The sequence below is a fragment of the Dactylosporangium sp. NPDC049525 genome, from assembly GCF_040676755.1.
GTDB lineage: Bacteria > Actinomycetota > Actinomycetes > Mycobacteriales > Micromonosporaceae > Dactylosporangium.
In genome coordinates, this window is record NZ_JBFAPO010000005.1 from 1 (window position 1) to 14,061 (window position 14,061).

Genomic DNA, 14,061 nt, shown 5'->3' on the forward strand with positions numbered 1-14,061 from the left:
CCGCGCTGCGCGCGCCCCGCGACGCGGTCGTCGAGGTCGACGGCGAGAACGTGGTGCCGGGCCGCCGAGCCCGACGCCGGCGCTCGGCTCGACCAGCCGGGCGAGGCCGATCGCGACCAGGGTCGCGGCGAGCCCGGCCACGGCCGCGACGGCGGCGGTCAGCCGGAACCGGCGCGGCTCGGTGCGCACATAGGCCAGGCAGAGCCCGCTGAGCAGCGGTCCGAGGAACACGATGCCGGCGATCGTCACGACGTCGGGGTGGCGGCTGCCGGCCAGGGTCCAGGGCAGCGCGAGGCCGGTGATGACGGCGGCGGTGCCGAGGGCGAGCGCGACGAGCCCGGTCCCGCGGATGACGGGACGCACGGCGAAGCGGCCAGCGGGACGGGCGATGGGATTCACGAGGAACAGGATGCCGGGTACCTACGACAATTTCACGCGGCGCTTCTGTCGGTAAGCGGCGGACTTCGCGCGGTTCTGGCACGCGAGCGAGCAGAACCGCCGCGACGCGTTCTTGGTGACGTCAAGGAAGTACGCGTCACACGCCTCGGCGTCGCACCGGCCCAGGCGGTGGGTCTGCCGGGTGCCGACGAGAAAGGCCAGGCTGGCGGCCGACTCCGCGGCCCAGGCATCGACGATGGTCGCGTCCACGGCGTGGAAGGCGAGGACCGGCGCGTCGTCGGCGGAGGCGTGCAGGTTGGGCACCGCGCCGTGGTCGGCGAGGACGCCGTTCAACACCCCCGCGGCGCCGTGCAGGTCGCCGGCGAGGCAGGCGTCCACCGCCACCCGCAGCCGGGCCGCGACCGCCGCCAGGACGTCGACGTCGGCGTCGGACAGCGCGAAGCCGCGCAGCCGCGGGCTCAGCGCGAGGTCGGTGAACGCGGTGCCGATCCGCTGGTCCACCCCGAAAGACCGGCCCTGCCGCGGGGACACCGTCAGGTCGTTGACCAGCGTCAGGCACAGATCGACGTGCGCGAGCACGTAACTGTCTATTTCGCCTTGACCAGTGATGCCGTTGCCGCCTATCGTCACTGGCATAGCCTAGCTTGATAGTGACGGGGAGTCCGAGATGCAGTTCGAGTTCACCGATGCCGGTCGCATCCTTGCCGGCATCGCCCTGTTGTCGATCGTGACGATCGAGGTCGGTGGCTGGTTCCTCACCAAGATCGTGCGTGGTGACGTGCCGATGACGCCGTTCCAGCAGGCGTTCGCCCGCGCGGGGCACGCGCACGCCGGCGTCCTGGTCACCCTCGGCCTCGTCGGCATCCTCTATGCCGACCTCGCGAGGATCGAGGGAGTGCTCGGCTGGTTCGCGCGCGCCGGTGTACTGGTCGCCGCCATCCTCATGTCCGGCGGCTTCTTCGCGTCGTCGGCGGGCAAAGGCCGTACCACGCCCAACGGCGCCATCGCGATGGTCTGGATCGGCGCACTGTCACTTGCGACCGGGGTGATCAGCCTCGGAGTCGGGGTCCTCGGCTCCTGATCCCTTCGATGCAGTACGCTCGTACTGCTAAGCGAAGGCAAGCCGCGAGAGGAGCGCCCGGCCGATGGCGAAGATCAAGGTAAACAACCCTGTCGTCGAGCTCGACGGCGACGAGATGACCCGCATCATCTGGAAGCAGATCCGCGAGCAGCTGATCCTGCCGTACCTCGACGTCGACCTGAAGTACTACGACCTGTCGATCGAGTACCGCGACCAGACCGACGACCAGGTCACCGTCGACGCCGCCAACGCCATCAAGCAGCACGGCGTCGGTGTCAAGTGCGCGACGATCACGCCCGACGAGGCCCGGGTCGAGGAGTTCAAGCTCAAGAAGATGTGGCGGTCGCCGAACGGCACCATCCGCAACATCCTCGGCGGCGTCGTCTTCCGCGAGCCGATCATCATGTCCAACGTCCCGCGGCTCGTCCCAGGCTGGACCAAGCCGATCATCATCGGCCGTCACGCCCACGGCGACCAGTACAAGGCCACCGACTTCGTCGTCCCCGGCCCGGGCAAGGTCACCGTGACCTACACGCCCGACGACGGTGGCGCGCCGATGGAGTTCGAGGTCGCCAAGTTCCCCGGCGGCGGCGTCGCCATGGGCATGTACAACTTCGACGACTCGATCCGCGACTTCGCCCGCGCGTCGCTGCGCTACGGCCTCGACCGCGGCTACCCCGTCTACCTGTCGACCAAGAACACGATCCTGAAGGCGTATGACGGCCGGTTCAAGGACCTGTTCGCCGAGGTCTTCGAGAGCGAGTTCAAGGCCGAGTTCGCGTCGGCCGGCATCACCTACGAGCACCGCCTCATCGACGACATGGTCGCCGCCGCCCTGAAGTGGGAGGGCGGGTTCGTCTGGGCCTGCAAGAACTACGACGGCGACGTCCAGTCCGACACCGTGGCGCAGGGCTTCGGCTCGCTCGGCCTGATGACCAGCGTGCTGATGACGCCGGACGGCAAGACCGTCGAGGCGGAGGCCGCGCACGGCACCGTCACGCGGCACTACCGCCAGTGGCAGAAGGGCGAGAAGACCTCGACCAACCCGATCGCCTCCATCTTCGCGTGGACGCGCGGCCTCGCCCACCGCGGCAAGGTCGACGGCACGCCGGAGGTCACCGCGTTCGCCGACACGCTCGAGCAGGTCTGCGTCGACACGGTCGAGGCCGGCCAGATGACCAAGGACCTCGCGCTGCTCATCTCCCGCGACGCCCCGTGGCTGACGACCGACGAGTTCATGAACGCGCTCGACCAGAACCTGGCCAAGCGCCTCGCCTGATCAGGCGACCGACCACGACGGACCGGCCGGGGTGTCCCGCATGGACACCCCGGCCGTTCGCAACACCGCCCGGATCGCGGCCACGCAGCCGTCCACGTCCCGCGCCTCGTAGCGCCGGCCCGGGCAGCTAGATGCCGTGGCCCCGGCGGTGGAGGGCGCCGAGGACGCTTTCGACCTTGACCATGCCGGTGACGGCGGCGAGGGCGATGGCGGCGCGGGGCTCGCGCCAGTTGGAGCGCATCGCGGCCTTGGTCCACAGCCAGGCGTCGCGGCGGTTGCCGGAGGCGGCGGACCAGCAGGCGAGCTGGCCGTAGACGCGGCCGGCGCCGGTGCCGGAGCCGGCGATCTCCGGATGGCGGGTCATCATCCAGCGCAGTGAGGCCATTTTGGTGGCGTACTCGTAGGCGAACATCGAGGTGCGGCCCCACAGGACGCGCACCAGCGGCTCGTCGACGTGGACGATCTCACCGCGCTTGGCGGCGCGCAGCAGCAGGTCCCAGTCCTCGTTCTGGCTGCCGGGGGCGTCCTCGGCGACGAGGCCCATCTCGTCGCCGGCGAACACGAAGCGGCGCACCAGGAACGTCGAGGAGTGCAGCATCGACATCCTGGAACGGACCAGGTCGTCGAGGCCCACCAGAGACGCGCCCGCCAGGCGTGGGGTGAGCCGGTCGCCGAACTCGACCTCGATCGCCGCCGTGCAGAACTCCGCCTGGGGTCGCTGCTGCAGCGCGTGTACCTGACGCCGAAGCTTTGTAGGAGTCCAGGCGTCGTCGTCGTCGCAGAACGCCACGAGGTCCGTGTCGAGGGCCACGATGCCGGTGTTGCGGGCGCCGGCGAGGCCGGGCTTGCGCAGGTTGGGCAGGACGTCGAGGGGGCGGTCGCCGCCGCGGCACAGGGTCGCGTCCGGGTCGTGCTGGTCGAACACCACGATCGTGCGGACCGGGCCCGGGTAGTCCTGGGCGACGATGCCCTCCACGGCGCGGGCGAGCAGCTCGGGCCGGTTGCGGGTCGGCACGACCACGCCGACGCTGGGCCAGTGGCCGGCGGTGTTCATCGGGCCCCCCGGTAGCCGTACATGCCGAGCAGCGGAGCCGTGAGTGCGCTGACGACCCGCCGTTGCCGCCCCGGCAGGGCGGTGCGCCAGGCGTCGTCGCGGCGCAGCGGCACCGGTCCGACGGTGAACCGCATCGGGTTGCCGGCCGCGCTGTGGCAGGGACCGAGCTCGGCGGTGCCGCCGCGAAGGAAGTCCATGCCGCCGCTGGCCAGTCCCGAAAACTCGGAAATCTCCGACAGCACCGTCTCCGGGGAGTCCAGCAGCGACTCGTAGCGGACCCGCATCACCGGTACCCCGCAGCGGTCCAGCACCGACAGCGCCATGTTGTGCGCGTTCCACAGCAGCGCCGACCGGCCGGGGGAATACCGGGTCATCTCCTCCAGCCCGTCGGTCTCCGGCCGGGTCACCGTCTTCGTCCAGGAGTACGCCACGCCCCGGCTGTCCCGCACCATGTGCACGACCCGCAGGTCGATGCTCGGCGCGAAGCGCAGGCAGTACGCCAGCGCCGCGTGCTTCGACGAGTCGACCAGCACTGAGGCGCCGGACACGACCGCGGCCGCCTCGTAGAGCCGGGCGTACCAGTCCGCGTACTCCTCGACGAGCAGCCGGTGCGCCGGGCTCATCCGCACGCTGGCCAGCCGCGGGATGTGCCGCGTCCGCTCGACCGCGTGCCGCAGCGCGAGCACCCGCCACACGTCGACGTGCTGCCACCCGCCGAACGCCTTCTCCCCGACCGCCTGCCAGAAGTCGCAGGACGAGAAGTGGGCGCCGCAGGCGCAGCGTTCGTCACCGGCGACGTCTCGCTCCCACAGGTGGACGACCTCGCCGAGCGGGCACACGCCGGGCAGCTCGCCGAGCAGGCGCTCCAGCAGGGTGGTCCCGCTGCGCCCGAGCCCGCCGAGGAACAGAACGCGTACCAACCGTCCTCCTTGGTCGTTTTGACAGATATGTCAGCTGTGCTGGCATCTGTTAGCTCTAACGACGAATTACGGATGAACGATGCTGCACACCAGAGCGCGCTGGCGGCGGGTCCCTCTCGGCGGCCTGTCCGTGGACCCATTGACCGAGGCGGAAGTCGTCTCCCACGTACGATCGGCGCTCGCCCGCGGCGAGGGAGGCTGGATCGTCACGCCCAACGTCGACATCCTCCGCCACGTCTCCCGCGACCCTCAGCTGCGCGCCCAGCTCCGCGAGGCCGACCTCGTCGTCGCCGACGGCACCCCGCTCGTCTGGGCCGCCCGCCTCGCCGGCTGGAACCTCCCTGCCCGCGTCGCCGGCTCCGACCTCATCTGGTCGCTGTCCCGCGCCCTCGCCGAGGACGGCGGCAGCGTCTTCGTCCTCGGTGGCGCTCCCGCCGCCGACGGCCCCGACGGTGCCTACCGCGCCGGCGCCGTCCTCGCCGACACCTGCCCTGGCCTGCGCGTCGCCGGTACGCTGTGCCCCCCGTTCGGCTTCGACGCCGACCCCGCGAGCCTCGACGCCGCCTGCGCCGCGGTCATCGACGCCGAGCCTGACATGGTCTACGTCGGCATCGGCTTCCCGCGCCAGGAGCACCTGATCCGCCGTCTCCGCGAGGCGCTGCCGGGCACCTGGTTCCTCGGCTGCGGCGCCGCGGTCAACTTCGTCGCCGGCGACATCCAGCGGGCCAATCCGGCCATGCAGAAGGCCGGGCTCGAATGGCTGGACCGCCTTGCCCGCGAACCCCGCCGGCTGGCGCGCCGCTACCTGCGGGAGGACGCCCCGTTCGCCGCGGCGCTCCTGGCGCGCTCCCTCCACCACCGCCTGACGCACCGGCCGGCCCATCGAGCCTGATGCGCCGGCTACCGTCCGGCCCGGCCCGCGCGGGCCGGGCCGGAACGTTGGTCAGGCCTTCGCCGCGGCCGGAACCGGCTCGCCGAGCACTGACTTCAGCAGCTCGGCTCCCCACTCCAGCAGTTGCGTGTCGCGCATCGGCTCGCCGCCGACGCGGCGGGTCGACGGGCGGGGCAGGGAGACCGTGTCCGCCGCCGTCTTGTAGACCGACTCCGGATACAGCCGCTTCAGCCGCATCTGCTTCGAGTCGGCGAGCTGCAGCGGCCCGAAGCGGACGTGCTTGCCCTGCAACGACACGTCGGTCAGGCCGTAGGCGCGGGCGAGGAACCGGAACCGGGCGACCGCAAGCAGGTTGGCGACGGGCAGCGGCGGCTCGCCATAACGGTCCTTCATCTCGGCGACGATCTCGTCGAGGGCGGCGTCGTCCTTGGCGCCGGCGATCTTGCGGTAGATCTCCAGGCGGAGACGCTCGGCGGCGATGTACTCCAGCGGCAGGTGGGCGTCGACGGGCAGGTCGATCTTGACGTCGGGCTCCTCCTCCTCGGGGCGCTCGCCCTTGAACTGCGCGACGGCCTCGCCGACCATCCGCACGTACAGGTCGAAGCCGACGCCCTCGATGTGACCGGACTGCTCGCCGCCGAGGAGGTTGCCGGCGCCGCGGATCTCGAGGTCCTTCATCGCCACATACATGCCGGCGCCGAGCTCCGTGTGCTGCGCGATGGTGGCGAGCCGCTCGTGGGCATGCTCGGTCAGCGGCTTGTCCGGCGGATAGAGGAAATAGGCATACGCGCGCTCGCGGCCACGGCCGACGCGGCCGCGGATCTGGTGCAGCTGGGACAGGCCGAGCAGGTCGGCGCGCTCGACGATGAGGGTGTTGGCGTTGGGGATGTCGATGCCGCTCTCCACGATCGTGGTGCAGACGAGGACGTCGAACTCCTTCTCCCAGAAGCCGACCATGATCTTCTCGAGGGCGTCCTCGCCCATCTGGCCGTGCGCGACCGCGATCCGCGCCTCGGGGACGAGCTCGCGCAGCCTCCGGGCGGCGCGCTCGATCGACTCGACCCGGTTGTGCAGGTAGAAGACCTGGCCGTCGCGGAGCAGCTCGCGGTGGATGGAGGCGGAGACCTGCTTGTCGTCCTGCGCGCCGACGAACGTGAGGACCGGGTGCCGCTCCTCCGGCGGGGTCGCGATCGTCGACATCTCGCGGATGCCGGTGATCGCCATCTCCAGGGTGCGGGGGATCGGGGTGGCGGACATGGTCAGCACGTCGACGGAGGCCCGCAGCTGCTTCAGGAACTCCTTGTGCTCCACGCCGAAGCGCTGCTCCTCGTCGACGATGACCAGGCCGAGCTGCTTGAACCGGGTCGCGGTCTGCAGCAGCCGGTGGGTGCCGATGACGATGTCGACGGTGCCGTCGGTGACCTTCTCCATGGTCAGCTTCGTCTCAGTCGGGGTCTGGAAGCGCGACAGCTGGCGCACCTCGACCGGGAACTGGGAGACCCGCTCGGAGAACGTGTTGAAGTGCTGCTGGGCGAGCAGCGTCGTCGGCACGAGGACCGCGACCTGCTTGCCGTCCTGGACGGCCTTGAACGCGGCGCGCACCGCGATCTCGGTCTTGCCGTAGCCGACGTCGCCGCAGATGAGCCGGTCCATCGGGGTCGGCTTCTCCATGTCGCCCTTGACCTCTTCGATCGCGGCGAGCTGGTCGGGGGTCTCCTGATAGGGGAACGCGTCCTCCAGCTCACGCTGCCACGGCGTGTCGGGGCCGAACGCGTGGCCCTGCGAGTTCTGCCGGACCGCATACAGCTGGATGAGCTGCGCGGCGATCTCCCGGACCGCCTTGCGGGCCCGTGACTTGGCCTTCTGCCACTCCGAGCCGCCCATCTTGTGCAGGGTGGGCGTCTCACCGCCGACATAGCGCGACAGCTGGTCGAGCTGGTCGGTGGGCACGAAGAGGCGGTCGCCGGGCTGGCCGCGCTTGGTCGCGGCGTATTCCAGGACCAGATACTCCCGGTCGGCGCCGTTGACGGTGCGCTGGACCATCTCGACATACCGGCCGATGCCGTGCTGCTCGTGCACGACATAGTCGCCGGTGCGCAGCTCCAGGGGGTCGATCTGGTTGCGCCGGCGGCTCGGCATCTTGCGCATGTCCTTGGTGGACGCGCCCCGGCCGCCGGAGATGTCGGTGCCGGTGATGATCGCGAGGCGGGCGCCCTCGTCGAGATAGCCGTTGCCCAGCGAGCCGGTGGTGACGGTGACGACGCCGGGGTCGGGCAGGTCGGTGATGCCGTCGACCAGGGTCACGCCGAGACCGGCGTCGCGGAGCACCTCGACGGCGCGCTGCGCCGGTCCGCTGCCCTCGAAGACCAGCACGAGCCGCCAGCCGTCGCCGGCGAGCCGCTTCAGGTCGTCGACGACCCGGGTGGTCTCGCCGTGATACAGCGGCGCGGGCTGCGCCGGCAACGCGATGGAGATCGCGTCGTCGGAAACGACAACCGGCGCATCCTCGCCCAGCCGCCAGGGCTCGTCCGGAACCGGAGCAGCGGCTAGGGAGAACGAGCTCAGCGACCACCACGGCAGGCCCAGCGACGCGGCGGCGGCCCGCACCTCGGACAGGCTCTTGAACGCGGCCGCGCCGAGGTCGATCGGCGCCTTCCCGCCGACCGCGGCGGCGGCCCAGCTCGCCTCCAGGAACTCCTCGCTGGTGCGGACCAGGTCGTGCGCCCGGGTGCGGATCCGCTCCGGGTCGCACAGCAGCACGTGGGTGCCGGCGGGCATGGTGTGCAGGACCAGCTCGAGGGAGTCGGTGTCGCCGAGCAGCGCCGGCGCCAGGGACTCCATGCCCTCCACCGGGATGCCACCGGCGAGCTTGTCCAGCAGCTCCGCCAGCTGCGGGTGGTCGGTGGACAGCGCCGCGGCCCGGGCCCGGACCTCGTCGGTGAGCAGCAGCTCCCGGCACGGCGGTGCCCACAGCCGGTCGACCTTCTCGATGGTGCGCTGGTCGGCGATGGCGAAGGTGCGGATCTCCTCGACCTCGTCGCCCCAGAACTCCACCCGCATCGGGTGCTCCTCGGTCGGCGGGAACACGTCGAGGATGCCGCCGCGGACCGCGAACTCGCCGCGCTTGGTGACCAGGTCGACCCGGGCATACGCCAGCTCGGTCAGCCGGGTGACGAGCGCGTCGAGCTCGGCGGACCCGCCGGGGTGCAGCTCGATCGGCTCCAGGTCGCCGAGGCCCTTGAGCTGCGGCTGGAGCACCGACCGGACCGGGGCGACGACGACCCGCGGCAGGCCCGCCTCAGGGGTCGGGTGGGCGAGGCGGCGCAGCACGGCGAGCCGCCGCCCGACGGTGTCGGAGCGGGGCGAGAGTCGCTCGTGCGGCAGGGTCTCCCAGGCCGGATACACCACGACCGACGAAGGGTCGAGCAGGCAGCCCAGCGCCGCGGCCAGGTCCTCGGCCTCCCGCCCGGTTGCGGTGACCGCCAGGACCGGGCGCTCGGCGGCGACGACCGCGGTGAGGAAGGTGCGCAGCGCCGGTGGCGCGGTCACGTCGACCTGGTCGCTGTGGCCGGCCCGGGCAAGGTCACGGGCGCGGGCGAGCGCGGGATCAGTGAGGGCGGCGGAGGTGAGACCGGCAAGCCTTGGCATTGGAGCACCCATCTGCACGGCAAACAGCCCCGCGCCCAGAACGGGCGGGGGTGTATCGAGCAGTACCAGACTAGCTCCGGGGTCTGACAAAACCACCGAGGGTGAGGGGCGGAGGGTTTGAGTGGGAGCGCAGCGAGCATGGTGAGGGTGTGGGGTGGAAATCCCCCACGGGACCGCTGGCGAATCCGACAGGCCGGAAACAGTGGCGCTACTCACCGGATGGCCACGGTGCGTTGGCGCAGCCGATACGATGCCGGTGAAAACGGACAGCGCCGTCCCAGCCGACTCGCCCGGAGGGATCCAGCATGTCTGCAGAGGCACCCGTGTCCAGCGACGCCGACGCCGCGCTGCGCGCCGACATCCGCCGCCTCGGCTCGCTGCTCGGGCAGAGCCTCGTGCGGCAGGACGGCCAGCAGCTGCTCGACCTCGTCGAAGAGGTCCGCGCGCTGGTCCGCAGCGACCCGGAGGCCGCCGCCGAGCGCCTGACCGGCCTCGACGTGGTGGCCGGCACGCAGCTGGCCAGGGCGTTCTCCACCTACTTCCATTTGGCCAACATCACCGAGCAGGTGCACCGGGCGCGCGAGCTGCGCCGCATCCGCGTGCGTGAGGGTGGCTGGCTGGAGCGGGCCGCGAAGCTGATCGCCGACCGCGGGGTCGGGGTGAAGGAGATCGGCACGATCGCCTCGAAGCTCGCGGTGCGGCCGGTGTTCACCGCCCACCCGACCGAGGCCGCCCGCCGCTCGATCCTGACGAAGCTGCGCGCCGTCGGCGACGAGCTGGACGCCGAGGCGCTCGCGACCGCGCTGGACGGCTCGCTCGAACCGGACAAGACCCGCACCGCCCGCACCGACCGGCGCCTCGCGGAGCTGCTGGACCTGCTGTGGCAGACCGACGAGCTGCGGCTGGAGCGGCCCGAGCCGAGCGACGAGGCCCGCAACGCGGTCTACTACCTGGCCGACCTCGCCGGTGGTGCCGCCCCGCAGGTGCTCGACGACCTTTACGAGACGCTGAAGGACCTCGGGGTGCAGCTGCCCCCGACCGCCCGCCCGCTGAGCTTCGGCACGTGGATCGGCGGGGACCGCGACGGCAACCCGTTCGTCACTCCGGCCGTCACCCGCGACGTCCTGCTGATCCAACATGAGTACGGCATCCGCGCCGCCGAAGGCATCATCGACGGCCTGATCGACGAGGTGTCGGTCTCCAAGCGCCTGCGCGGGGTGTCGCTGGACCTGTCCGCGAGCCTCGCCGCCGACCTGGACAACCTGCCGGAGCTGCCGCCCCGCTACCGGCGGGTCAACCTCGAGGAGTCCTACCGGCTGAAGCTGCGCTGCATCCGGCTGAAGCTGCAGCACACCCGCACGCGCCTGGCCACCGGCACGCCGCACAAGCAGGGCCGCGACTACCTCGGCACCGGCGAGCTCATCGCCGACCTGGAGCTGATGCGGGCATCCCTGGCGCGCAACGGCGGCCAGCTCGCCGCGACCGGCAAGCTGGCCTCGGCGATCCGCACGCTGTCCGCGTTCGGCCTGCAGCTGGCCACGCTCGACGTGCGGGAGCACGCCGACGCGCACCACGAGGTGCTCACCCAGCTGTACCGGCGGGTCGGCGAGGTCGACTACTCGCACCTGGACCGTGCCTCGCGCCGCCAGCTGCTGATCGACGAGCTCAACGGCCGCCGCCCCCTGGCGACCCGCGACACCGGGCTGACCGACAGCGCGCGCAAGACGTTCGACGTGTTCGCCGCGATCCGTGAGGTGCAGGACCGCTTCGGCCCGGAGGTCGTGGAGACCTACATCATTTCGATGACGCAGGGCATCGACGACGTGCTTGCCGCGGTCGTCCTGGCCCGCGAGTGGGGCCTGGTCGAGGTCAGCGCCGGCGCCGGGTTCGGCGGGGCGTCGATGGAGTCGGCCCGGGCCCGGGTCGGGTTCGCGCCGCTGCTGGAGCAGGCCCGCGAGCTGGAGATGGCCGGCGAGCTGCTGGACGACCTGCTGTCGATCCCGGTGTACCGCGCGATCGTGCGCGCCCGGGGCGACGTGCAGGAGGTCATGCTCGGCTACTCCGACTCCAACAAGGACGCCGGCATCACCACGTCACAGTGGATGATCCACAAGGCGCAGCGGCAGCTGCGTGACGTCGCCGCCCGGCACGGGGTTCGGCTGCGGCTCTTCCACGGCCGCGGTGGCACCGTCGGACGTGGCGGCGGCCCGACCCACGAGGCGATCCTGGCGCAGCCGTGGGGCACGCTCGACGGCGCGATCAAGGTCACCGAGCAGGGCGAGGTCATCTCCGACAAGTACACGCTCCCGGCCCTGGCCAGGGAGAACCTCGAGCTGACCCTGGCCGCCGTGTTGCAGAGCGCCTTGCTGCACACCGAGCCCCGGCAGCCCGCCGACGCCCTGGCCCGCTGGGACTCGGCGATGGAGACGGTGTCGACGGCCGCGTTCGCCAACTACCGCGCCCTGGTCGAGAACCCGGACCTCCCGGCGTACTTCTGGGCGGCGACCCCGACGGAGCTGCTCGGCGCGCTCAACATCGGCTCGCGCCCGTCGAAGCGGCCGAACGCCGACGCCGGCCTCGGCGGGTTGCGGGCCATCCCGTGGGTGTTCGGCTGGACGCAGTCGCGGCAGATCGTGCCGGGCTGGTTCGGCGTGGGCAGCGGCCTGGAGGCGGCCCGGGTCGCCGGCCTCGGCGACGTGCTGCGGGAGATGCACGAGAAGTGGCACTTCTTCGGCACGTTCCTGTCCAACGTCGAGATGATGCTGGCCAAGACCGACCTGGAGATCGCATCGCGGTATGTCGACACGCTGGTGCCCGGGCCGCTGAAGCCGGTGTTCGAGGTGATCCGCGCGGAGTACGAGAAGACCGTCGCCGAGGTCCTCGCGATCACGGGCGAGTCGACACTGCTGGAGCGCCAGCCGGTGCTGGACCGCACGCTGGGCGTCCGCGACAGCTACCTGCAGCCGCTGCACCACCTGCAGGTGTCGCTGCTCGCCCAGTACCGCGCCAGCAAGATCGCCGACAGCGGCGTCTGGGGCGGCGGCCGAAAGGCCTCGCCGGACCCGGCCCTGGAGCGGGCGCTGCTGACCACGGTCAACGGCATCGCCGCCGGCATGCGCAACACCGGCTGAAGCGGACCCCAGCGGGGTGAAATCAAAGTAAAGCTGCCAGACTGTCTCGCGTGTCTGTGAACGGTTGGGCTGTCGATGGATGGACGTTGCCGGACGAAGTGCTTCGGGACGCGCCGACCTACACGCCCAGGCCCTCGGAGATCGCTGACCTGGAGCTCCTGCTGTCGGAGGCGTACCGGCCGCTGACGGGCTTCCTCGGACCGGCCGACCTGACGTCGCTGCGGCGCAACGGCCGGCTCGCCGACGGGACCGCCTGGCCGGTGCCGGTGACCCTGGAAGTGCCGCAGACGGTGCTGCAGCAGCTCGACGTCGCCGACCCCAACAAGCGGGTGCTGATCCTCGCGGATCTGGAAGGCGCGCCGATTGCCGCGCTGGACACCACCGAGGTGTATCCGACGCGGGAGGGCTTCGGCGGGGCCGCCGGCCGGGTCAAGCGCCTCGGCGACGGCGGCCACGGGGTGTTCCGCCGCATGCGCAGGACCCCGGCGGAGGTGCGCGGCACCCTGCCGCAGGGCCGGATCCTCGGGGTCATCGCGGACCGCCCGCTGCACCGCCCGCAGCTGGCGCAGATCGCGCGCGCCGCCCGCACCCTAGCGGCGCACCTGCTCGTCCTGGTGCCGGTCGGCAGCCCGGGCCCTGACGGGCTGGCCCCGGAGGCCCTGGTCCGCTGCGTGCTCGCGGCGCGGGACCGGATGCCGGCCTGCACGATCGTGGCGCTGCCGCTGCCGCACCACGACGGTGACGACATCCGCGCGGCGATGCTGCGCACCCGGGTCGCCGCCGCCTACGGCGTCACCCACCTGCTCGCGTCCAGCGACTCGATGCTGTCCGGCGGCGGGCTGCGGGTCCTGGTGCCCCGGGAGCTGGCGTATGACGGCCGCGACGGGCAATGGCGCTCCCTCGACGACATCCCGCCGAAGCACCGCCGGCTGCCGCTGACGGCCGCCGAGATCGAGGACCACCTGGACCGGGGCACGATCCTGCCGGAGTGGCACACGCCGCCGGCGGTCGCCCGCGAGCTGACCCGGGCCCGGCCGCCGCGCCGGCAGCGGGGCCTGGTCGTGTTCTTCACCGGCCTGTCCGGCTCGGGCAAGTCGACGATGGCGACCGGGGTCGCCGACGCGCTGCAGGAGTCGGGGGAGCGCACCGTCACCCTGCTCGACGGCGACATCGTGCGCCGCCACCTGTCGGCGGGCCTGACGTTCTCCGCCGCGGACCGCGACACCAACATCAAGCGGATCGGCTGGGTCGCCGCCGAGGTGGGCCGCCACGGCGGGGTGGCGATCTGCTGCCCGATCGCGCCCTACCACGAGGCACGGGCCGCGGCGCGCGAGTTCGCCCGTAACGCCGGGGCGGGTTTCGTGTTGGTGCATGTGTCGACACCGCTCGCCGAATGTGAGCGGCGCGACCGCAAGGGGCTCTACGCAAAGGCACGGGCAGGCCTGATCAAGGGCATGACCGGCATCGACGACCCGTACGAGGCACCGACCGACGCCGAACTGGCGATCGACACGACGGACCTGTCCTACGGCGAGGCGGTGACCACCGTGCTGCGCTACCTGGGCAACAACGGCTGGCTCGACCCCCGCCCAATACCGTAAAGACGCCGTAAAAGTCGCCTGACGGAATAAAGCGGGCACATCAGCCCATTACGCCG

10 protein-coding genes are annotated in these 14,061 nt (G+C 71.6%); 5 read left to right on the forward strand and 5 right to left on the reverse strand.

The features are described from left to right. Positions 1-399 (reverse strand): hypothetical protein (locus AB0K00_RS10380; RefSeq protein WP_363518345.1); only part of this gene is annotated, 399 nt, incomplete at its 3' end. Between the two features lie 21 nt (positions 400-420). Continuing rightward, positions 421-978 (reverse strand): CGNR zinc finger domain-containing protein, encoded by a 558-nt coding sequence (locus AB0K00_RS10385; RefSeq protein ID WP_363518347.1) that lies wholly within the window; start codon positions 976-978, stop codon positions 421-423. An 88-nt stretch (positions 979-1,066) separates the two neighbouring features. Between AB0K00_RS10385 and AB0K00_RS10390 the strand changes: the two genes are divergently transcribed. Then, on the forward strand, positions 1,067-1,480 hold the full coding sequence (locus tag AB0K00_RS10390) for a hypothetical protein (RefSeq protein ID WP_363518349.1): 414 nt from the start codon (positions 1,067-1,069) through the stop codon (positions 1,478-1,480). Positions 1,481-1,544: 64 nt separating this feature from the next. Beyond that, positions 1,545-2,759 carry an NADP-dependent isocitrate dehydrogenase gene (locus tag AB0K00_RS10395; RefSeq protein WP_363518351.1) on the forward strand — a complete coding sequence of 405 codons (1,215 nt, stop codon included), beginning with the start codon at positions 1,545-1,547 and terminating at the stop codon, positions 2,757-2,759. A gap of 127 nt (positions 2,760-2,886) precedes the next feature. Here AB0K00_RS10395 and AB0K00_RS10400 read toward each other — a convergent pair whose 3' ends face one another. Together AB0K00_RS10400 and AB0K00_RS10405 are read right to left on the reverse strand one after the other, a co-directional pair. After that, the gene (locus AB0K00_RS10400) at positions 2,887-3,813 is read right to left on the reverse strand and encodes a glycosyltransferase (RefSeq protein WP_363518353.1); all 927 of its coding nucleotides are present in this window, start codon (positions 3,811-3,813) and stop codon (positions 2,887-2,889) included. Further along, the gene (locus tag AB0K00_RS10405) at positions 3,810-4,733 is read right to left on the reverse strand and encodes a sulfotransferase (RefSeq protein WP_363518355.1); all 924 of its coding nucleotides are present in this window, start codon (positions 4,731-4,733) and stop codon (positions 3,810-3,812) included. Before AB0K00_RS10405 ends, AB0K00_RS10400 begins: the two co-directional genes overlap by 4 nt. 79 nt (positions 4,734-4,812) lie before the next feature. Here AB0K00_RS10405 and AB0K00_RS10410 point away from each other — a divergent pair, with 79 nt between their 5' ends. Continuing rightward, complete coding sequence (locus AB0K00_RS10410; RefSeq protein ID WP_363518357.1) at positions 4,813-5,625, forward strand: WecB/TagA/CpsF family glycosyltransferase; 813 nt, start codon at positions 4,813-4,815, stop codon at positions 5,623-5,625. 51 nt (positions 5,626-5,676) lie between these two features. Here AB0K00_RS10410 and mfd read toward each other — a convergent pair whose 3' ends face one another. Continuing rightward, a complete protein-coding gene (mfd, locus tag AB0K00_RS10415; protein WP_363518359.1) occupies positions 5,677-9,273 on the reverse strand; it encodes a transcription-repair coupling factor in 3,597 nt (1,198 codons plus the stop codon). 305 nt (positions 9,274-9,578) lie between these two features. On the opposite strand from mfd, the gene ppc reads away from it, so the two are divergent. Both ppc and cysC read left to right on the forward strand, forming a co-directional pair. Continuing rightward, entirely contained in the window at positions 9,579-12,404 is a 2,826-nt protein-coding gene (ppc, locus tag AB0K00_RS10420; protein ID WP_363518361.1) for a phosphoenolpyruvate carboxylase, read from the forward strand. Between the two features lie 56 nt (positions 12,405-12,460). Continuing rightward, entirely contained in the window at positions 12,461-14,005 is a 1,545-nt protein-coding gene (cysC, locus tag AB0K00_RS10425; protein WP_363518966.1) for an adenylyl-sulfate kinase, read from the forward strand. Positions 14,006-14,061 lie beyond the last annotated feature (56 nt).

Bases quoted from the DNA above. Each gene is read 5' to 3' on its own strand.
- AB0K00_RS10390 (WP_363518349.1), top strand. From the start codon at position 1,067: ATGCAGTTCGAGTTCACCGATGCCGGTCGCATCCTTGCCGGCATCGCC.
- AB0K00_RS10395 (WP_363518351.1), top strand. From the start codon at position 1,545: ATGGCGAAGATCAAGGTAAACAACCCTGTCGTCGAGCTCGACGGCGAC.
- AB0K00_RS10400 (WP_363518353.1), bottom strand. From the start codon at position 3,813: ATGAACACCGCCGGCCACTGGCCCAGCGTCGGCGTGGTCGTGCCGACC.
- AB0K00_RS10410 (WP_363518357.1), top strand. From the start codon at position 4,813: ATGCTGCACACCAGAGCGCGCTGGCGGCGGGTCCCTCTCGGCGGCCTG.
- mfd (WP_363518359.1), bottom strand. From the start codon at position 9,273: ATGCCAAGGCTTGCCGGTCTCACCTCCGCCGCCCTCACTGATCCCGCG.
- ppc (WP_363518361.1), top strand. From the start codon at position 9,579: ATGTCTGCAGAGGCACCCGTGTCCAGCGACGCCGACGCCGCGCTGCGC.